Genomic DNA, 18,286 nt, shown 5'->3' with positions numbered 1-18,286 from the left:
CGGGTCCTCGCGCGGTGGCGGCTGGACCGGGAGATGCTCACCGAGGGCCTGCGCAGGCGGGTCGGGGTGGGGGACGTGCGGATGCGGCCGGCCTCGACCGGCATGTGGGAGGAGCTGTGCGTCGAGTTCCTCGGCGACGCCCGCCCCGACGGCGGCCGTCAGCGCGCCGTGGTGTTCGCGTGGGCGCCGGCGGTTGCGGCCTTCCTGCGGGACACCCGGGCTGCCGTGCCGCCGGGCCGGGAGCAGGTCCGGATCGACGACTTCCTCCAGGACGTTCTCGCCGACGGCTGACGCGGGGTGCCGGCGAGGGGCCGCGCCGCTGGGCCGGAGTGGGCGGCGGCGGTGATCGGTGGCCAGGCGGCTGACGCCTTCCTGGCCACCCGGGGGCGGTCTCCGGGCACCCGGTGGAGCAGTTCCGCGCTGCGAGTGGGCGCGATGACCCGCGTCCCGCGCTCGGCGGGCCGCACGACCGTCAGCCCGACGCGGCTCGGCCGCCCGCACGACCGTCAGCCCGACGCGCCCGGCGTCACTTCGTCGTGTGGCGCTGTCGGACCAGCAACGGCACGAAGAACCAGCACAGCAGGTACCACGCGAGCACCGAGGCGACCAGCCACGGCACGTAGTCGTCGTGTGTCGCCACCCTCAGGACCAGCAGCAGCGCCGACGTCATGGTGGCGAGCAGCAGCACCAGGCCGACGAAGGTCAGCCGGGAGGCCCACTCCACCGACTGCGGCTTGACCCGCCGGCCGGACACCAGGCGGTGCAGGGAGACCGGGCCGATCAGCGCGCCGGTGGCGCAGGCGCCCAGCACGACCGTCACGATGTAGATGTTCTTGTCCGTGCCGGCCAGGTTCGCGTACTTCGGTGTGAACACCACGGTCAGCAGGAAACCGAAAAGGATCTGCACGCCCGTCTGGGCGACCCGCACCTCCTGGATGAGCTCTCCCCACTTGCGGTCGGCTCTCTCCTCCTCCGTCTCGTTGCGCCCCGTGTTGTTCGTGTCCGCTTCTTTCCCGGTGGCCGACAAGTTTCCTCCCCTGCCTGATCGAACTTCGCTTCGCTCTAGTGCACCAAGTTCCCTCTTTTACGCCTTCTTGACCGGTCGGGACGGCGACCAAAAGGCGGCCCAACGAACGTGTTTGCGACGGAGGTGAACGGCAAACCGATTCCCATGACGGAATCGGACAAGGAAACGAACAAGAAGACAGCCACCGCCACCACCACCGCCAAGGCCCGGCAGGGCGCGAACCAGGCGACGGCCCCGGCGACACAGACCGCGCGGGCAGCCGCCAAGAAGACCGACGAGGCGGCCTCGGTCGCGAAGGCGGGCGCGCAGCGGGCGGCCGACGCGACCAGCACGGCCGCGCAGACCGCGGCCAAGGGCGTGGAGACGGGGCGGCAGGCGATCGTCTCGGCCTCGGGACAGGTGGCTGCGGGCGCGAAGACCGCGTGGACGGTCATCAGTAACCGCAAGCTCGTCGCCGCGGGCGTCGGCGCCGGTCTGACCGCACTGGGTGCCGCGTCCTTCGCGGCGGGTCGCCGTTCCGAGCGCCTCACTCACGGTCCGGTCACCCGCCTGACCGGCGGCCGCTTCTGAGCGGTGGACAACGGCCGGCCGGGCGACTGTTTCAGCGATCACCGGACGGTTACACGGACCGCGGGACGGATGGCGTGACGGCTCAGGCCGTCACGCCACCGGCCTGTCCGACGCCGACCATCCGAGGGAGTCCCGTTGACCATGTCCGACACCGAGCTCACTGTCACACTCAGCGGCGGCAGCACCGCCGACGCACGGGCGGTCGTGCGGGCCCTGGAGCCCGCCTTCGGCTCCGCGCGGGAACTGCCCGACGACCAGAACGCCACGGTCCACACAGCAACGTTCGACAGCGGTACGGCGGACCGGCCGACCGCTGGGGCACAGGGCACCGCCGATCACCTGTCCGCGCCGGTCACCGTCACCGTGCAGGGCACGCCGCAGGCCGTGGAGAAGGCGAGCAGCACGCTGGCCCAGACCTTCGCCACGCACGACCAGGGGGCGGCCTCGGGCGACCAGGAGCGGGAGAGGCAGCTGATCCTGGAGCCCTGACTGCCGGCAGGGCGGGCTTCGAAGCCCGCTGGTAGGACGCCGAGCATGTCCCGGCGTCCTACCAGCGGGCTTCCACCTGCTCCTTGATCCGCCGGTCGTAGAGGTCGCCGATCGCGGTCAGCGTCGCCTCGGACAGCTCGGGCAGCTTGGCGGCCCTCGCGTTGGCGCGGGCCTGCTCCGGCGACCGGGCGCCGGGGATCACGCTGGTCACCCCCGGCTGCTGGATGATCCAGCGCAGCGCCAGCTGGGCCGGGGTGTATCCCTCCGGGGCGAGCGCCGCGAACTCGGCGACGGCCTCGACGCCGGTGGTGTAGTCCACGCCGGAGAAGGTCTCCCCCACGTCGAAGGCCTCGCCGTGCCGGTTGTACGTGCGGTGGTCGTTCTCGGGGAACACCGTGTCCTTGGTGTACTTGCCCGACAGCAGCCCCGAGGCCAGCGGAACCCGGGCGATGACGCCGACACCCGCCTCCCGGGCCGCGGGGAGCACCTCGCGCAGCGGCTTCATGCGGAACGGGTTCAGAATGATCTGCACGCTCGCCACACCCGGCCGCGCGATGGCGGTCAGGGCTTCCGCGCAGGTCTCCACGCTGACGCCGTAGGCGGCGACGCGCTCCTCCTCGACCAGGGTGTCGAGGGCGTCGAAGACCTCGTCGGTGGAGTGGACGGGCGTCGGCGGGCAGTGCAGCTGCACCAGGTCGATACGGTCGACACCGAGGTTGCGGCGTGAACGGTCGTTCCAGGCACGGAAGTTGTCGAGGACGTAGTTCTCCGGGATCTGCTCGGCACGGCGGCCCATCTTGGTCGCGACCAGCACGTGCAGATCGGGGCGGCCGCCCAGGAAGGCGGCGATGGTCTGCTCGCTGCGTCCGTCGCCGTACACGTCGGCCGTGTCGAAGAAGGTCACCCCCGACTCGGCCGCCGCCTCCAGCACCGCCACGGCTTCCTTGTCGTCGACATCCCCCCAGTCGGCGCCGAGTTGCCAGGTGCCGAGACCGACAACGGATGCGTGCTGCTGCGACCTGTGGAATGTGCGCTCGTCCATGGCGTCAGTCTGTCATCCACCACGAGGGCCCGCGGAACGAGACGTGGTCACCTGCGGGAGGCCAGCGCCCGCGCGTGCACGGTCCGTGCCACCTTCGGGCCGAGCCAGCGCTTGAACCGGCGCAACGTCTCCAACTGCCCGACCGCCTTGTCCATCCGGTAGTACAGCTGGGGCGGGACGTACGGCAGCAGGGGCGAGTGGCGCTGGCCGAGCAGGGCGAACATCTGGTCCGGGGGCAGTTGGATGTAGCGGGGCAGGTTCTCGTACCACTGGGCGCTGTAGCGGGCCGCGCTCTGGATGGAGAGGAGGGCCTGCTTGCGTTCCCGCTCGTAGTGGGCGAGAGCCTGCGGGAGGGCGGCGTGCCGGTGCAGCGCTCCGGCCAGAGCGATCGCGTCCTCCAGGGCGAGGGTGGTTCCGGCGCCGATGGAGTAGTGCGTGGTGTGGGCCGCGTCGCCGAGCAGGACGAGGTTGTCGTGGTGCCAGGTCTTGTTGGTGAGGGTGCGGAAGTTCAGCCACTGGGCGCGGCCCTGGCCCGAGGAGCGGCCGATCAGGGCGTGCCCGTCGAGCACGTCGGCGAAGAGCTTCTCCAGGAGGGCGAGTCCGTCGGCCTCGTCGGCCCGGTCCAGGCCGAGTCCGGCGCGGGTCTCGGGGGCGCATTCGACGACGCAGGTGCTGCGCTCGGGGCTGAAGGGGTAGCCGTAGCACCAGATCCAGCCGTGGTCGGTCTCGACGAAGGCGAAGGTGAAGGCGTCGAAGACCTTGGTGGTGCCGAGCCAGATGTAGTGGTTGCGGCCGGCCCTGTTCTCCTCGCCGAAGCGGTGGGTGTGCCCGGTGCGCAGGGCGCTGCGTACACCGTCGGCCGCCACCACCAGGTCGGCGTCGGGGAGGTTGCGGTCCGTCACCTCGTGCTCGTACTCCAGCCGCACGCCGAGGGACCGGGCTCGCCCGGCGAGGATCTCCAGCAGTCGGTGCCGTCCGATGCCGAAGCCTTCGTCACCCGGGTGCCGGGTGACGATGTCCCGGACATGGGCGACGCCGTGGTTCCAGCGCACCGAGTGTTCCTCCACGGCACGGGCCGACTCGGGGTCGTGCGTGTGCAGCTTGTCGAGCAGTCCGCGCCAGTAGGTCACACCCCAGCCGTAGGTCGATCCTTCCGGGTCCCGTTCGTGGACGGTGATGTCGTGGGAGGGATCCCGTCGCTTCAGCAGGATCGACAGATACAGCCCGGCGGGCCCGCCACCGACACAGGCGACCTTCACGCGCACCCCTGGTTCACTCGGTTCCATCGACTGGTCCCCTCGATGCGATCACTCAAGGTGACTGATCAGCAACGCAGGGTAGCAGCAGGAGGTGCGCCTCGCATGGACTAGCGCATCGCGCCGCCCACCCTCGGACACCGTCGACTTCGACCGACGATCTCCAGTCGGCGGTTTGCCGCGCAGGTCACGGGTACCCGCGCTGGACCATCCGACGAGACGAAGGAGGCGATCACCTGTGTCGCAGGTCGAGGAATCCATCGAGGTCGGTGTCCCCGTGCACACCGCCTACAACCAGTGGACCCAGTTCGAGTCGTTCCCCGAGTTCATGAACGGGGTGGAGCGCATCGAGCAGCGCACGGACACGCTCACGCACTGGGTGACCAGTGTGAGCGGGGTGCACCGGGAATTCGACGCGGAGATCACGGAGCAGATCCCGGACGAGCGGGTCGCCTGGACCACGGTCGACGGCGAGGCCCGGCAGGCGGGCGCGGTCACGTTCCACCGGCTCGACGACCAGCACACCAAGGTGATGCTGCAGATGGACTTCCATCCCGACAGCGTCACCGAGAAGGTCGGTGACAAGCTCGGGTTCGTGAAGCGGCAGACCAAGGGCGACCTGGAACGCTTCAAGAAGTTCATCGAGGAGCGCGGTCAGGAGACCGGGGGGTGGCGCGGCGCGGTCGTGTGACCGCCGCGCGCTATCCGGCGACTGCCGTACGGCACTCCGGATGGCCCCAGCCCTGATCGTTCTTGGCGATGGGTTCCCCGGCCGCGTACGGGCGTCCGCAGACGCAGCGGCCGGGGAACTTCGCCTTGATGGTCCGCGTGGAGCCCCCGCGCCCGCCGGACGTCTTGGTACCGGTCTTGCCTCCCGCCTTGGCCCCGCCCGAACGGGCCCGCGGGGCGCGGGTCGCCGGCGCGTCCGGTGCGGCCGGCGGCTCCGGCGAACCGAGGCCGCTGCCCGCGGGCTCCTGCACGATCGCGGCCTGGCTCGCGGCGCGGTCCGCGAAGTCGTTGAGCCGGTCCCCGTCGACCTGGTGGGCGGGCACGTAACGGAACTCGACCGAGCGGCCGTCGAGCAGTTCGTCGATGCGCACGACCAGTTCCTGGTTGGCGACCGGTTTGCCCGCGGACGTCTTCCAGCCGTTGCGTTTCCAGCCGGGCAGCCAGGTGGTGACGGCCTTCATCGCGTACTGGGAGTCCATCCGGACCTCCAGTGGCACATCGGGGTCGGTCGACGCCAACAGCCGTTCCAGGGCGGTGAGTTCGGCCACGTTGTTGGTGGCCTTGCCGAGCGGGCCCGCCTCCCACCGGGTCGGACTCTCCGACTCGTCGGCGACGACCCAGGCCCAGGCCGCGGGCCCGGGGTTTCCCTTCGAAGCCCCGTCACACGCGGCCACCACACGTTCACGCATGCGTCCGATCATGCCATGGCCGCGCGGGACGTTCGGACGCGGCTCAGGGGACGTCCGCGACCTGCGGCATCTCCCCCACCGTCGTCGTCACATCGATCACCGAGAAGCTCGCGCCCTGCGGGTCGCTGATGGCGGCGAAACGCCCGAACGGGGTGTCCATGGGCCCGAACCGCAGCACGCCACCGAGCTTGGTGGCCCGGGCGACGGCCTCGTCGCAGTTGTCGACGGTGAAGTACACGTTGATGTACGGCGGCACCTCGGGCGGGAACTCCTCCCCCATCTTCATCCGGCCGAGCACCATGTCGCCGCCCACCTCGAACATACGGAAGTCGACCGCGTCGTCCTGCATCTGCTTGACGGTGTACGGGAAGACGGCCGGGAAGAACGGGTCCGACTTCCCCGGCTCACGGGTGAAGACCTCGGCCCAGCAGAACGCGCCGACCTGCTGGGGCGGCGCCTCGAAGCCCTCGTGGGTCCCCGCCTGCCACACACCGAAGACGACGCCGCTGGGGTCGCGGGCCAGGCACATGGTGCCGAAGTCGCCCACCTGCATCGGCTCCATCAGCACCTCCCCGCCGTTCTCACGGATCTTGCCGGCGGTGGCCGAGGCATCCGGGGACGCGAGATACAGGCACCACTGCGACTGCCCCTCCTGGCCCGGCATCGGCGGTACGACGGCGGCGACCGCCTTCCCGTCGGCGTAGGCCTGCGTGTAGTTGCCGTACTCCGACGACGACTCGCCGAAGGTCCAGCCGAGGACGTCCCCGTAGAAGCGCTTCGCTCCCTCGACGTCGCTGAACATCGCATCGGCCCAACAGGGGGTTCCCTCAGGTTGTACGGCCATGTCTGCGGCCCTCTCCCGATCGGTGAATGGTCCGGTTTCTCACGCTATCGATCCACCCGCCCCGCCGCGCGCCGAACGGGTTACCGGGGCACGTCGGTGGGTCCGTCCCCGCCCCGGCAAAACCCATCGACACGAAGGCCGGCGATCCGCTGGGATGGGCCGGGTGTGTGCCATGAAGATGCGTGAAGGCGAAGTCGACGTCGACGTCCCGCTCGTGCGGCGACTGATCGCCGAGCAGTTTCCCCGGTGGGCGGGGCTGCCCGTGGAGCGCCTGGAGTCCTCGGGGACCGAGAACGCCATGTTCCGGCTCGGTACGGACCTGGTCGTACGGCTCCCCCGGCACCCCGGTGCGGTCGGGGACGTGCGGCACGAGCAGCGCTGGCTGCCGGTGCTCGGCCCGCGGCTGCCCTTCGCCACGCCCGAGCCGCTCGCCCTGGGCGGCCCCGGCGCCGGGTTCCCGTGGCCCTGGTCCGTGTACCGCTGGCTGGGCGGCGGCACCCCGGTCGTGGGTGCCCTGACAGAGCCCGATCTGCTCGCCAAGGACCTCGCGGTGTTCATCGGTGCCCTGCGCCGGATCGATCCCGACGGCGGCCTGCCCGGCTATCGGGGTGGGCCGCTGGCGGGCCGGGACGAGGCGATGCGCGTGGCGCTGGACCAGCTGGAGGGCAGGGTGGACACCACCGCGGTGACGGCCCGGTGGCAGGAGGCACTGCGCGCCCCCGAGTACGCCGGGCCGCCCGTCTGGGCGCACGGCGATCTCATGTCCGGCAATCTGCTGGTCGCGGGCGGGCGACTGACCGGCGTGATCGATTTCGGCACCGTGGGTGTGGGTGATCCGGCCGTCGATCTGATCCCGGCGTGGTGCCTGCTGCCCGCCGCGGTCCGCGGCTCGTTCCGTGAGGCGGTGGGCGTGGACGAGGCGGAGTGGGCGCGCGGCCGGGGCTGGGCGCTGTCGGTCGCGGTCATCGCGCTGCCGTTCTACTGGCACACCAATCCGCCGGTGGCGGAGAACTCACGGCATGTGATCGGGGAGATCCTCGCCGAGGCGGAATGACGGGGTGCGGCCACGGTGCCCGCCGTGGACCGCGGCCGCTCCCCCGGCGTGGGGCCTCACTCGCCCGCGTAAGCCCTCTCCAGGGCGGCGATGTCGAATTTGCCCATCGCCATGAACGCCTTGGTGGTACGGGACGCCTTCTCCGGGTCCGGGTCGCTGATCATGTCGATCAGGTGCTCGGGGACGACCTGCCAGGACAGTCCGTACTTGTCCTTGAGCCAGCCGCAGGGGCCGGGCTCGCCGCCGGCCTCGGTGAGCTTGTTCCAGTAGTAGTCGATCTCCTCCTGGTCCGCGCAGAAGATCTGGAAGGAGACCGACTCGTTGAACGTGAACTGCGGGCCGCCGTTCAGCGCGACGAACTTCTGGCCGTTGGCCGTGAACTCCACGGCCAGCACGGAGCCGACCGGGCCCGCTCCTCCCTCGACGTTGCGGCCGACACGTCCGACGCTGGAGTTCTTGAAGATCGACACGTAGTAGTGGGCGGCTTCCTCGGCCTGGCCGTCGAACCAGAGGCACGTGGTGAATCCGTCGGTGGTCATGAGTCCTCCTGGGCGTGTGGAACACGGTCACCTGTGTCGACCGATCCTCGCCCCGGAACTCATCGGTCGCGCGGGAGAACAATCCAGGTGGCTGTTACACCGTTCGCACCTAGCATCACGGCCATGACCTCTTCGACGGCTTCCAACGCCGGCAGTTTCCATCCGTTCCGCATGGACATACCGCAGAGCGACCTGGACGACCTGCACGACCGCCTCGACCGGGCCCGGTGGCCGGACCAGCTGCCCGGGGTGGGCTGGGCCTACGGGGTGCCGTCGGACTACCTGCGCGACCTGGTGCGGTACTGGCGGCACGACTACGACTGGCGGGCGGCCGAGGCGCGGCTGAACGAGTGGCCGCAGTTCACGACCGAGATCGACGGCGCGCGGGTGCACTTCGCGCACATCCGCTCGCCCGAGCCCGACGCCACCCCCCTGGTCATCACGCACGGCTGGCCGGGGTCGATCGTCGAGTTCCTCGACATCGTCGGGCCGCTGACGGACCCGGCCGCGCACGGCGGTGACCGTGCCGACGCCTTCCACGTCGTGCTGCCGAGCATTCCGGGCTTCGGGTTCTCCGGGCCCACCCGGGAGAGGGGCTGGGAGGCGCGCCGGATCGCCGACGCGTGGGTCGAGCTGATGACGCGCCTCGGCTACGAACGGTTCGGCGCCCAGGGCGGCGACTGGGGCGCGGGCATCTCCCGCGAGCTGGGCCGGGTCCACCCCGACCGGGTCATCGGCATCCACCTCAACCTGCTGCCCAACGCGCAGGCCGCCACCGAGCCGACGCCCGAGGAACTTCAGGCGCTGAGCCCCGAGGAGCGGGAGCGCACGCTCACCTCGTGGAGCCGTTGGGCCCGGTGGTTCCGGGACGGGACGGGCTACTTCCATGTGCAGTCCACCCGGCCGCAGACCCTGTCGTACGCGCTCACCGACTCGCCGGTCGGCCAACTCGCCTGGATCGTCGAGAAGTTCCGCGAGTGGACGGACTCCGAGGAGCTGCCCGAGGAGGCCGTCGACCGGGACCTGATGCTGACGAACGTGATGCTGTACTGGCTGACGGGCACGGCGGGTTCGTCCGCCCGCGTCTACTACGAGCGCGCCCACGCCGAGGGGGAACGGATCGCCGCCCCCCACGAGCCCTCGACCGCGCCGACCGCGGTGGCCTCCTTCCCCGGCGATCCTCAGATCCCCCTGCGCCACAAGGCGGAGCGGACGGAGAACATCGTGCGCTGGACGGAGTTCGACCGGGGCGGGCACTTCGCGGCGATGGAGGAACCGGACCTGCTGGTGGGCGACGTACGGGCCTTCTTCCGGCAGCTGCGCGAGAAGGGCGTCGGCTGACCCGGCTGAGGCCTTGGCGGTCCGCTCTGCCCGCAGCGAATCTGCCGCGGGCAGAGAAACCGCTGAAACGCGTCGCCCGAGGTCAAGAGTGGAGTCGACGGCATTCGAGCCTCGACGAGGAGAACCGATGACTCCACTCACCACGCTCGCTCCGCGGGCCGAGGAGGGCGACACCCCGCCCACCCGCTTCGACGACCACCTGGCCGCCCAACTGCTCGCCCAGCGCATCGTCCTGCTGGGCACCCAGGTCGACGAGGTCTCCGCGAACCGGGTCTGCGCCCAGCTGCTGATCCTGTCCGCGGAGGACCCGCGCACCGACATCAGCCTGTACATCAACAGCCCGGGCGGCTCGGTGCACGCGGGCCTGGCCATCTACGACACCATGCGGCTGATCCCGAACGAGGTCTCCACGCTCGCCATGGGCTTCGCGGCGAGCATGGGCCAGTTCCTGCTCAGCGTGGGCGCTCCCGGCAAGCGCTACGCGCTCCCCAACGCGCGGATCATGATGCACCAGCCGTCGGCCGGCATCGGCGGCACCACCGCGGACATCGAGATCCAGGCCGAGAACCTGGAGCAACTCAAGCGGAGCATCGAGCGGATCACCGCGGAGCACACCGGCCAGAGCCCGGAGACCATCTCCCGGGACGGCGACCGCGACCGCTGGTTCACGGCCGAGGAGGCCAGGGAGTACGGCATGGTCGACCGGGTCGTGGAGTCCCTCGCGGACGTCCGCCCGGCCGCCTCGAAGCGACGGATGGGACTGTGACATGGGGACCTACACGATTCCGAACGTCGTCGAGCGGACCCCGCAGGGCGAGCGGTCGTACGACGTGTTCAGCCGGCTGCTGTCGGAGCGGATCATCTTCCTCGGCACCGAGATCGACGACGGCGTGGCGAACGTCGTCATCGCGCAGCTCCTCCATCTGGAGTCGTCCGCTCCGGAGTCCGAGATCGCGATCTACATCAACTCGCCCGGTGGCTCGTTCACTTCGCTGATGGCGATCTACGACACGATGACGTACGTGCAGGCGCCGATCTCGACCTTCTGCGTGGGGCAGGCCGCGTCGACGGCGGCCGTCCTGCTGGCCGGAGGGGATCCCGGACGGCGGTTCGTCCTGGAGCACGCGCGGGTACTGCTGGGCCAGCCGGCCAGCGGTGGCAGCCGGGGCACGGTCTCCGATCTCGCCCTCCAGGCCAAGGAGATGGTGCGGATCCGCTCCCAGGTCGAGGAGGTGCTGTCCCGGCACACGCACCACGACATCGAGACGCTGCGCGCGGACATGGACCGGGACAAGGTGTTCACCGCGCCGGAGGCCGTCGCGTACGGGCTGGCCGACGAGGTGGTGAGCCGGCGCCTCGTGACGGTCTGAGGCGCCGGGCACGGGTCAGGCGACCAGGCACAGCCCGTTGTACGGCGTGCCCGACGCCCTGCGACCCGTGGGCCGCTGTCGGCCGAGCTCTCCCTGGGCCAGCGACAGCAGGTCGCCGAGGCCGAGCCCGAGAGCGTGGGCGGCGGCCGCGAGGACCTCCGAGGAGGCCTCCTTGCGTCCGCGCTCGACCTCCGAGAGGTAGGGCATGGAGATCCGGGCCGCGTCGGCGACGTCCTTGAGGGTGCGGTCCTGGGCGAGGCGTTCGCGGCGCAGGACGTCGCCGACCAGGTCGCGCCACAGGGGTTCCTTCGGCGCGCGGGGTTCGAGGGGAGCGGGGGCCGGCGGGGCCTGGCGTGGCGGGGACGCGGCGGGGCGTTCGGACGCGGGGCGGGCGTTTTCCGGGCGCGCGGCAGGCGGGCGCAGGGGAATCACGCGGGCTTGGTTCGGCGCTTGGTTGCTCACGTCCTCAGACTAGATATTCCCCGCCCTGGAGGGCCGGGCATTCCGCCCTGGGTGGAATCGCGGCTCGGTGCGGGAAGGCGGTGGGCCGTCCTCCATGGCCATCGCTCCACGAAACCGATGTTGCTCATTTTCGGCCAGATGGCGCAGCGCCCCCTGGAGGGAGGGAGGTTCGACGGACGGGAGAGGTGCCTCGCTCTCCCAGCCCCGCACACTTCGTCTCCAGGGCGGCCCGCCGGTCACGCAGACATACCGCGCCGACGCCGAACTCCCCTGAGAACAGGCTCCGATGCTCGGCACGCTTGCCGGCCGGACGCCGTGCCCCACCGCCGAAACCTCGGTCGGGCGGTGCCGGATCTGTCTCGCGAAGACCGGTCACCCGGGCTGGGATCCGTGCTCTCGCCGACGGCCGACCGCCGATTTTTCGCCTGCCGCGAAGTCCATGGGAATGCGTCATCATGGCCCGGGTAGGCGCAAGACCGAAGGACCTGGAACGGTTCGGCGGTTCGCGGTCGGCGTGCATATGTCATCGTGATGCGGGTACCCGCAGGCCGCGAAGCCGGAGCAGGACCCGAGACAAACCTAGGCCGAAGAGGCAGAGGTCGAGCCGTGACTTTCGAGGGAGAGGTAATGGACACCGCCGTGATCCGGTCGGAGGCACAGGTCGTGAGGCAGACCGCCGGGACCAGGACGACGGGTGACGGGCCGCTGCCTGGAGTCGAGAACCCGCGGACCGTGGCACCGCGCGACGCGCGAGCGCTTTCCCGCCAGTTCTTCAAGCGACTGACCGAGCTTGAGGAAGGCACGCACGAGTACCAGTACGCACGCAACACGCTGATCGAGATGAACATGTCCCTCGTGCGGTTCGCGGCGGGCCGGTTCCGCGGCCGCGGCGACGACATGGAGGACATCGTCCAGACCGGGATGATCGGTCTGATCAAGGCCATCGACCGCTTCGAGCTGGCCCGCGAGGTCGAGTTCACGTCGTTCGCGCTCCCTTACATCGTCGGCGAGATCAAGCGGTTCTTCCGTGACACCACCTGGGCCGTGCATGTGCCCAGGCGTCTGCAGGAGCTGCGTGTGGAGCTGGCCAAGGCCCGGGAGGAGCTCGCCAGCCGCCTGGACCGCGAGCCGACCGTTGCCGAGCTCGCCACGCTGATGAACATCGCCGAGAACGAGGTCGTCGAGGCCCAGATCGCCTCCAACGGCTACAACTCCTCGTCGCTGGACGCCGCGCTCACCGGTGACGGTGCCGAGGGCGGCGAGGCCGTCCTCGCCGACTTCATCGGTGTCGAGGAGGACGGACTGCGGCTCGTGGAGGACTTCCAGTCCCTCGCCCCGCTGATGGCCGAACTGAGCGAACGCGACCGGCAGATCATCCACATGAGGTTCGTGGAGGAGGCCACCCAGGCGGAGATCGGCGAGCGTCTCGGCTGCTCGCAGATGCATGTGTCCCGGCTGATCAAGCGGATCATCACCCGACTGCGCCAGGGCATGCTGGGCGAGCTGGGCTGCGCCTGACCTCCGGACCGCGCACTGATCGCGGGTGCCGCCCCCCACGCGGAACGGGGCGGCACCCGCGATCAGTGCGCGGCACCACGGTGCGCCCCGGTCACCCAGGTGGCCTCAGTCGGCGGTCAGGGCTTCATTCCCCGCGCAGCCCCATCACGACGCGCACCCGCTTGCCGACCGGCACCCGCTCGACAGCGATCTCGGTGGCCAGCGCGTGGACGATCTCCAGTCCGTGCCGGCCGATGCGCTGGGGATCCCTGGGGAAACGCCGGGGCAGGGCGGCGCTGCTGTCGTAGACGACCACCGTGACGGACGTGTCCGTGCCCTCCAGTTCCAGGATGTACGGGCCGTCGCTGTGCCGGTCCGCGTTGGTGACCAGTTCGCTGACCACCAACAGCAGCTCATCCTCGGTGCGACGGCCCACGTCGGCGCACCACTCGGTCCTGAGCTGCTCCAGGAAGTTCGCGGCGAAGGCGCGTGCCTCGGCGATGCATCCGGGCGCGCCGGTGTAGTGCGCCGCCCGCCACAGTGGTTCCACGGGCACGTCGAAACCAGTCCGTATCACTGCCCCGTCCAGGTGCTCGATCATGCGTTTCTCTCTCGGAAGCCGGACTGGCCGGACGCTACTGCATCAGTGCTCGTACCCCGAGCCGGGCATCACAGTCCCCGAGTTCCCGTGACGCCCCTTACGTCGAGCTGTGGGCGGCTCCGCGGCCCGGCCGCACTCCGTGACGTGGCCCGGCTCGCCGCCCAGGCGTCCGACAGGTCGACGACACTGTCCCCCCTACCCAGGAGGAACCACGCCATGACCACCCCGCCCCCCTTTCCCCTGGAGCCCACCCCGATCCACGTGTCCGACGAGGTCCTCGACGACCTGCGCGCCCGTCTCACAGTGACCCGTCCGCCGCTCGACGAGGGGAACGCCGACTGGTCCTACGGCGTCCCGGACAGCTACCTCCATGAGCTGGTCGCCCACTGGCAAGACGGCTACGACTGGCGCGAGGCCGAGGCTGCCATCAACGCCTACGAGCACTACCGGGTGAGCGTCGCCGGTGTCCCCGTGCACTTCATGCGCAGGCCCGGCCGCGGCCCCCGCCCGATTCCACTGATCCTCACCCACGGCTGGCCGTGGACGTTCTGGCACTGGTCGAAGGTGATCGACCCGCTCGCCGACCCGGCCGCGTTCGGTGGTGACCCCGCCGACGCGTTCGACGTCATCGTGCCGTCCCTGCCCGGCTTCGGATTCCCCGGCCCGCTCACCGGCTTCTCGGACGTCAACTTCTGGAAGGTCGCTGACCTCTGGCACACCCTGATGACCGAGACGCTGGGATACGAGAAGTACGCCGCCGGGGGGTGCGACATCGGCGGGATCGTCTCCAGCCAGCTCGGCCACAAGTACGCGGACGAGCTGTACGGCATCCACATCGGCTCCGGACTGCCGCTCGACTTCTTCACCGGTCCCCGCGCCTGGGACTTCGCCCGGAACCGACCCCTCACCGACGACCAGCCCGCCGACGTCCGCGCCCGCATCATCGAGCTGGACCACCGCTGGGCGCCCCACCTCGCCGTGCACATGCTCGACGGCGCCACCCTGGCCCACGGGCTGAGCGACTCCCCCGCCGGCCTGCTCGCCTGGCTGCTGGAACGCTGGAACGCCTGGAGCGACAACGGCGGCGACGTCGAGTCCGTCTTCACCAAGGACGACCTGCTCACCCACGCCACGATCTACTGGGCCAACAACTCCATCGCCACGTCGATGCGCTACTACGCGAACGCCAACCGCTACCCCTGGACCCCCTCCCACGACCGCACCCCGGTCGTGCAGGCCCCGGTGGGCCTCACCTTCGTAAAGTACGAGAACCCGCCCGGCATCCACACCGCCGAGGAGCGCGTCCGGGCGTTCAAGACCGGCCCGCAAGCCGATTGGTTCCATCACGTCAACGTCAGCGCCCACGACCATGGCGGCCACTTCATCCCCTGGGAGAACCCCGACGCCTGGGTGAGTGACCTGCGCCGCACCTTCCGCGGCCGCAGGCCCTGAACGACCCAGCGGGACGACGTCAGGAAGATCTGCGAGGGTCATGCGGGGGCCGCCGCCCGGACTCATCGGCTGCTTTTCCCCTGGCCGGATTCCACCGATGCGTTCACCTGCGCGTCTGATGCGGATTACCGGGCGCACTGCTCAGGCCACGGGTGTGAAGAGCGTCGCGGCGGTGCGCTGCATCCGCAGGGCGTCCACCGACTCCGCCAGCAGCTCGTACTCGGTGGTGTCGTCGAAGGCGGCGATCCGCACCAGTCGTCCGGCGGCCAACTCGTCGGCGACCAGATTCTGTTGGGCGGGGTCCGCGCACCAGGCACGCAGTTCGGCGGGCACGTCGGCCACCGTGTCAGCGACGGGGACCAGCGCGCCGGCCGGTAAGTGCTCGGCCTCCGGCCGGGGGTCGAGCCGGTCGGCCATCCAGGAGGCGCGGTCGCGCAGCCACCACAGGGCGAGAGCGAGGGTGGGGGCGCGGTAGGTCCCCAGGGGTACGCCGATGCGCCGACCGTCGCAGGTGCCGTACCCCGTGACGTGACACAGGAACTCGTCGTGCACGATCCACTCCCCCCGTCGCTCTGCCGGCCTGCCGGGCCGACCTCGCCTTCGGGTGCGGCTCATGCGCTGTGCGTGACCGGCCCTTCGCTGGATGTGAAGCGCCTAACAGTCGAGTATGTTCACTGCTGAAACACTGTCACCACATCTTTCCGGCCAGTCTCCTGGCATATTCACCGCCTGACATGGCCGAAACACCATGTGTGCGCGCCGCGGCCGTCATTACCTGAGGGGTAATCGACCCGCGGTGCCGGTCCGGGCAGGGTTGTCGTACCGGATCGGCGAACGTCCCGATCCGGCTTCCGACCAGCAGGTACGTCCTTGATGGAGGCTGATCTCCCATGCCCGCGCACACCGACCGTTACCAGAGTGCCGTCGCCCGCTACTTCGAGGCCTGGAACGCCCGTGAGCCCGAGACGCGGGCCAAGACGGTCGCCGCCGCCTGGACCGCGGACGGCAGCTACACCGACCCGCTCGCCGAGGTGAGCGGCCACGAGCAGATCGCGGCGGTGATCGCGGGGGCCCAGGAGCAGTTCCCGGGCTTCGCCTTCCGGCTGGCCGGGACGGTGGACGGGCACCACGACACCGCCCGCTTCTCCTGGGAACTGGTGAGCGAGACCGACGGCTCGGCGCCGGTGGCCGGCTCCGACGTGATCACCCTGGACGCGGACGGCCGGATCAGGTCCGTGCTCGGCTTCCTGGACCGGGTGCCCGCAGGCATGTGAGGGGCGTCGCGTCCGCGGCGCCCGCAGGCTCACCGCCGCACGATCGCGTCGATCCGCGCCAGCTCCTCCGCGTCGAAGTCCAGGTTGCCGATGGCGCCGACGCTGTCCTCCAGCTGCCGCGGGCTGCTCGCGCCGACCAGGGCCGAGGTAACCCGGCCGCCCCGCAGCACCCAGGCCAGCGCCAGCTGGGCCAGGGTCTGGCCGCGGGACTCGGCGATGTCGTTCAGCTCGCGCAGCTGCCGCACCAGGTCCTCGGTGACCGCGTCCGAGTTCAGGAACGGGCTGTCGCTCGCCGCCCGCGAGCCCTCGGGGATGCCGTCGAGGTAGCGGCCGGTGAGCAGCCCCTGCTCCAGCGGGGAGAAGACGATCGAGCCGACCTGGAGTTCGTCCAGCGCGTCGAGGAGGCCCTCGTCCTCGGGACGGCGGTCCAGCATCGAGTAACGCGGCTGGTGGATGAGGAGTGGGGTGCCCAGCCCGCCCAGGATGCGGGCGGCCTCGCGGGTCTGCTCGGCCGAGTAGTTGGAGATGCCGACGTACAGCGCCTTGCCCTGCTGGACGGCCGAGTGCAGCGCGCCCATCGTCTCCTCCAGAGGAGTCTCAGGGTCGGGTCGGTGCGAGTAGAAGATGTCGACGTAGTCCAGACCCATCCGCTTCAGGCTCTGGTCCAGGGAGGACAGCACGTACTTCCGCGAACCCCACTCGCCGTACGGACCGGGCCACATCAGGTAGCCGGCCTTGGTGGAGATGACCAGTTCGTCGCGGTAGGGCGCGAAGTCGGCCTTCAGTGCCTCGCCGAAGGCGGACTCGGCGGATCCGGGCGGCGGGCCGTAGTTGTTGGCCAGGTCGAAGTGGGTGACCCCGAGGTCGAAGGCACGGCGCAGGATGGCGCGCTGGGTCTCGACGGACCGGTCCGGGCCGAAGTTGTGCCACAGGCCCAGCGACAGCGCGGGAAGCATCAGGCCGCTGCGTCCGGTGCGCCGGTAGGGCATCTCCGCGTAACGGTCGGGGTGTGCGGTGTACAACGCGACTCCAGAAGGGGTTGGCACGGCGGAACCAGGTTCCTGGGAACCGGTGCCTACTCTGTCGTGACCTGGGGCAGTGGTCCAACAGAAGAATCCGATGGAATTCAGCGGATAGGCTTCTCAATCATGGAACTGCGTCATCTCCAGCACTTTGTCGCGGTCGCCGAGGACCAGCACTTCACCCGGGCCGCGGAACGGCTGATGGTGTCCCAGTCCGGCCTGTCGGCCTCCATCCGGACGCTGGAGCGGGAACTCCAGACCCCGCTGTTCGTGCGGACGACCCGCCGGGTGACGCTCACGGAGGCCGGGCGGGCGCTGCTGGGCGAGGCCGAACGGATCCTCGCACAGGTGCGGTCCGCGCACGAGGCCGTCGCCGCCGTGCAGGGTGTCCTGCGCGGCACGCTCGCGCTGGGCACCGAGCAGTGCATCGCGGGCGTCCAGGTGGCGCGGTTGCTGGCGGTGTTCAGGCGGCACCATCCGGACGTGGAGATCCGGCTGCGACAGGCGGGGGCGGGCGCGCTCGCGGAGGAGGTCGCCGCCGGCCGTCTCGACCTGGCCTTCGCCGTGCGTACCCGGGCGGACTCCGACCAGCTGCGGTCCGTACCGCTGACCAGTGAGCCGATGACCGTGCTGTGCCATCCCGACCATCCGCTGGCGACCGTCGGCGCGGCGGTGACCCCGGAGGAGATCGGCGCCGAGGTCTTCGTGGACTTCCACCCGGACTGGGGGCCGCGCCGGATCACCGACGCCGCGTTCGCCGCGGCGGGCGTGCGGCGGACGGTCGCACTGGAGGTGAACGACGTGCACAGCCTCCTCGACCTGGTGGACGAGAACCTCGGTATCGCCGTCGTGCCCCGGCACTTCCGGCACAAACGGGAAGCCCTCACCGCCCTCCCCCTCAAGGGCACCGACGACGCGGCGTACGAGACGGTGGCGCTGCTGCCGCCGCCGCAGGCCGCCAGTCCCGCCGCCCGGGCGCTGATGGCGCTTCTGGAGGACGAGGACGCATGACGGACGAGGATGCGCCA

The 18,286-nt window shown here is 70.4% G+C and carries 22 protein-coding genes; 12 read left to right on the top strand and 10 right to left on the bottom strand.

The features are described 5' to 3' along the window. On the top strand, positions 1-291 hold a 291-nt coding region (locus tag ABZ027_RS39065), incomplete at its 5' end, for an SsgA family sporulation/cell division regulator (RefSeq protein WP_356777073.1). A gap of 235 nt (positions 292-526) precedes the next feature. Here the strand turns inward: ABZ027_RS39065 and ABZ027_RS39060 are convergent. After that, positions 527-1,027, bottom strand: coding sequence for a DUF6328 family protein (locus ABZ027_RS39060; protein WP_356777071.1), 501 nt, complete (start codon positions 1,025-1,027; stop codon positions 527-529). A gap of 144 nt (positions 1,028-1,171) precedes the next feature. Here ABZ027_RS39060 and ABZ027_RS39055 point away from each other — a divergent pair, with 144 nt between their 5' ends. After that, a complete protein-coding gene (locus ABZ027_RS39055) occupies positions 1,172-1,597 on the top strand; it encodes a hypothetical protein (RefSeq protein WP_356777069.1) in 426 nt (141 codons plus the stop codon). A 141-nt stretch (positions 1,598-1,738) separates the two neighbouring features. Continuing rightward, positions 1,739-2,086, top strand: a complete 348-nt coding sequence (locus ABZ027_RS39050) for a hypothetical protein (RefSeq protein ID WP_356777067.1) — start codon at positions 1,739-1,741, stop codon at positions 2,084-2,086. Positions 2,087-2,144: 58 nt separating this feature from the next. Here the strand turns inward: ABZ027_RS39050 and ABZ027_RS39045 are convergent, their stop codons facing one another. Then, positions 2,145-3,128 (bottom strand): aldo/keto reductase, encoded by a 984-nt coding sequence (locus ABZ027_RS39045; RefSeq protein WP_356777066.1) that lies wholly within the window; start codon positions 3,126-3,128, stop codon positions 2,145-2,147. Between the two features lie 47 nt (positions 3,129-3,175). Continuing rightward, entirely contained in the window at positions 3,176-4,387 is a 1,212-nt protein-coding gene (locus ABZ027_RS39040; protein ID WP_356777081.1) for an FAD-dependent monooxygenase, read from the bottom strand. Between the two features lie 235 nt (positions 4,388-4,622). On the opposite strand from ABZ027_RS39040, the gene ABZ027_RS39035 reads away from it, so the two are divergent. Beyond that, positions 4,623-5,075, top strand: a complete 453-nt coding sequence (locus ABZ027_RS39035) for an SRPBCC family protein (RefSeq protein WP_356777064.1) — start codon at positions 4,623-4,625, stop codon at positions 5,073-5,075. A 10-nt stretch (positions 5,076-5,085) separates the two neighbouring features. On the opposite strand, the gene ABZ027_RS39030 is transcribed toward ABZ027_RS39035, so the two are convergent. Further along, entirely contained in the window at positions 5,086-5,814 is a 729-nt protein-coding gene (locus tag ABZ027_RS39030) for a ribonuclease H (RefSeq protein WP_356777062.1), read from the bottom strand. 31 nt (positions 5,815-5,845) lie between these two features. Next, on the bottom strand, positions 5,846-6,646 hold the full coding sequence (locus tag ABZ027_RS39025) for a VOC family protein (RefSeq protein WP_356777060.1): 801 nt from the start codon (positions 6,644-6,646) through the stop codon (positions 5,846-5,848). A 178-nt stretch (positions 6,647-6,824) separates the two neighbouring features. Here ABZ027_RS39025 and ABZ027_RS39020 point away from each other — a divergent pair, with 178 nt between their 5' ends. Beyond that, a complete protein-coding gene (locus ABZ027_RS39020; RefSeq protein ID WP_356777079.1) occupies positions 6,825-7,700 on the top strand; it encodes an aminoglycoside phosphotransferase family protein in 876 nt (291 codons plus the stop codon). 56 nt (positions 7,701-7,756) lie between these two features. Here the strand turns inward: ABZ027_RS39020 and ABZ027_RS39015 are convergent, their stop codons facing one another. Further along, complete coding sequence (locus ABZ027_RS39015; RefSeq protein ID WP_356777058.1) at positions 7,757-8,239, bottom strand: VOC family protein; 483 nt, start codon at positions 8,237-8,239, stop codon at positions 7,757-7,759. A gap of 123 nt (positions 8,240-8,362) precedes the next feature. Between ABZ027_RS39015 and ABZ027_RS39010 the strand changes: the two genes are divergently transcribed. From ABZ027_RS39010 to ABZ027_RS39000, 3 genes are all read left to right on the top strand, one after another. After that, positions 8,363-9,580, top strand: coding sequence for an epoxide hydrolase family protein (locus tag ABZ027_RS39010; protein WP_356777056.1), 1,218 nt, complete (start codon positions 8,363-8,365; stop codon positions 9,578-9,580). A gap of 127 nt (positions 9,581-9,707) precedes the next feature. Then, positions 9,708-10,346, top strand: a complete 639-nt coding sequence (locus tag ABZ027_RS39005) for an ATP-dependent Clp protease proteolytic subunit (RefSeq protein WP_356777054.1) — start codon at positions 9,708-9,710, stop codon at positions 10,344-10,346. A gap of 1 nt (position 10,347) precedes the next feature. Continuing rightward, complete coding sequence (locus ABZ027_RS39000) at positions 10,348-10,950, top strand: ATP-dependent Clp protease proteolytic subunit (RefSeq protein WP_356777052.1); 603 nt, start codon at positions 10,348-10,350, stop codon at positions 10,948-10,950. Between the two features lie 15 nt (positions 10,951-10,965). Here the strand turns inward: ABZ027_RS39000 and ABZ027_RS38995 are convergent, their stop codons facing one another. Continuing rightward, positions 10,966-11,412 (bottom strand): helix-turn-helix transcriptional regulator, encoded by a 447-nt coding sequence (locus ABZ027_RS38995; protein WP_356777050.1) that lies wholly within the window; start codon positions 11,410-11,412, stop codon positions 10,966-10,968. Positions 11,413-12,039: 627 nt separating this feature from the next. On the opposite strand from ABZ027_RS38995, the gene ABZ027_RS38990 reads away from it, so the two are divergent. Then, complete coding sequence (locus ABZ027_RS38990; protein WP_356777048.1) at positions 12,040-12,930, top strand: RNA polymerase sigma factor SigF; 891 nt, start codon at positions 12,040-12,042, stop codon at positions 12,928-12,930. Positions 12,931-13,054: 124 nt separating this feature from the next. On the opposite strand, the gene ABZ027_RS38985 is transcribed toward ABZ027_RS38990, so the two are convergent. Next, entirely contained in the window at positions 13,055-13,510 is a 456-nt protein-coding gene (locus ABZ027_RS38985) for an ATP-binding protein (RefSeq protein ID WP_356777046.1), read from the bottom strand. A gap of 216 nt (positions 13,511-13,726) precedes the next feature. Here ABZ027_RS38985 and ABZ027_RS38980 point away from each other — a divergent pair, with 216 nt between their 5' ends. After that, on the top strand, positions 13,727-14,962 hold the full coding sequence (locus tag ABZ027_RS38980) for an epoxide hydrolase (protein WP_356777044.1): 1,236 nt from the start codon (positions 13,727-13,729) through the stop codon (positions 14,960-14,962). A 141-nt stretch (positions 14,963-15,103) separates the two neighbouring features. Here the strand turns inward: ABZ027_RS38980 and ABZ027_RS38975 are convergent, their stop codons facing one another. Then, positions 15,104-15,514 (bottom strand): hypothetical protein, encoded by a 411-nt coding sequence (locus ABZ027_RS38975; protein ID WP_356777042.1) that lies wholly within the window; start codon positions 15,512-15,514, stop codon positions 15,104-15,106. Between the two features lie 338 nt (positions 15,515-15,852). Between ABZ027_RS38975 and ABZ027_RS38970 the strand changes: the two genes are divergently transcribed. Beyond that, the gene (locus ABZ027_RS38970) at positions 15,853-16,236 is read left to right on the top strand and encodes a nuclear transport factor 2 family protein (RefSeq protein WP_356777040.1); all 384 of its coding nucleotides are present in this window, start codon (positions 15,853-15,855) and stop codon (positions 16,234-16,236) included. 29 nt (positions 16,237-16,265) lie between these two features. Here ABZ027_RS38970 and mgrA read toward each other — a convergent pair whose 3' ends face one another. Continuing rightward, positions 16,266-17,258 carry an L-glyceraldehyde 3-phosphate reductase gene (gene mgrA / locus ABZ027_RS38965; protein ID WP_356777038.1) on the bottom strand — a complete coding sequence of 331 codons (993 nt, stop codon included), beginning with the start codon at positions 17,256-17,258 and terminating at the stop codon, positions 16,266-16,268. A gap of 126 nt (positions 17,259-17,384) precedes the next feature. Between mgrA and ABZ027_RS38960 the strand changes: the two genes are divergently transcribed. Beyond that, positions 17,385-18,269, top strand: a complete 885-nt coding sequence (locus ABZ027_RS38960; RefSeq protein ID WP_356777036.1) for a LysR substrate-binding domain-containing protein — start codon at positions 17,385-17,387, stop codon at positions 18,267-18,269. Positions 18,270-18,286 lie beyond the last annotated feature (17 nt).

The organism is Streptomyces sp. NPDC006332, from assembly GCF_040612855.1.
Classification (GTDB): Bacteria; Actinomycetota; Actinomycetes; order Streptomycetales; family Streptomycetaceae; genus Streptomyces.
Note: the sequence above shows the minus strand (reverse complement) of the source record. Positions and strands in the feature narration are given on the sequence as shown.

Excerpts from the sequence above, each read along its gene's own strand:
- ABZ027_RS38985 (WP_356777046.1), bottom strand. The coding sequence starts at position 13,510 with ATGATCGAGCACCTGGACGGGGCAGTGATACGGACTGGTTTCGACGTG.
- ABZ027_RS39050 (WP_356777067.1), top strand. The coding sequence starts at position 1,739 with ATGTCCGACACCGAGCTCACTGTCACACTCAGCGGCGGCAGCACCGCC.
- ABZ027_RS38960 (WP_356777036.1), top strand. The coding sequence starts at position 17,385 with ATGGAACTGCGTCATCTCCAGCACTTTGTCGCGGTCGCCGAGGACCAG.
- ABZ027_RS39045 (WP_356777066.1), bottom strand. The coding sequence starts at position 3,128 with ATGGACGAGCGCACATTCCACAGGTCGCAGCAGCACGCATCCGTTGTC.
- ABZ027_RS39015 (WP_356777058.1), bottom strand. The coding sequence starts at position 8,239 with ATGACCACCGACGGATTCACCACGTGCCTCTGGTTCGACGGCCAGGCC.
- ABZ027_RS38990 (WP_356777048.1), top strand. The coding sequence starts at position 12,040 with ATGGACACCGCCGTGATCCGGTCGGAGGCACAGGTCGTGAGGCAGACC.
- ABZ027_RS39020 (WP_356777079.1), top strand. The coding sequence starts at position 6,825 with ATGCGTGAAGGCGAAGTCGACGTCGACGTCCCGCTCGTGCGGCGACTG.
- ABZ027_RS38970 (WP_356777040.1), top strand. The coding sequence starts at position 15,853 with ATGCCCGCGCACACCGACCGTTACCAGAGTGCCGTCGCCCGCTACTTC.
- ABZ027_RS39000 (WP_356777052.1), top strand. The coding sequence starts at position 10,348 with ATGGGGACCTACACGATTCCGAACGTCGTCGAGCGGACCCCGCAGGGC.
- ABZ027_RS39055 (WP_356777069.1), top strand. The coding sequence starts at position 1,172 with ATGACGGAATCGGACAAGGAAACGAACAAGAAGACAGCCACCGCCACC.
- ABZ027_RS39025 (WP_356777060.1), bottom strand. The coding sequence starts at position 6,646 with ATGGCCGTACAACCTGAGGGAACCCCCTGTTGGGCCGATGCGATGTTC.
- ABZ027_RS39010 (WP_356777056.1), top strand. The coding sequence starts at position 8,363 with ATGACCTCTTCGACGGCTTCCAACGCCGGCAGTTTCCATCCGTTCCGC.
- ABZ027_RS39030 (WP_356777062.1), bottom strand. The coding sequence starts at position 5,814 with ATGATCGGACGCATGCGTGAACGTGTGGTGGCCGCGTGTGACGGGGCT.
- ABZ027_RS39005 (WP_356777054.1), top strand. The coding sequence starts at position 9,708 with ATGACTCCACTCACCACGCTCGCTCCGCGGGCCGAGGAGGGCGACACC.
- ABZ027_RS38980 (WP_356777044.1), top strand. The coding sequence starts at position 13,727 with ATGACCACCCCGCCCCCCTTTCCCCTGGAGCCCACCCCGATCCACGTG.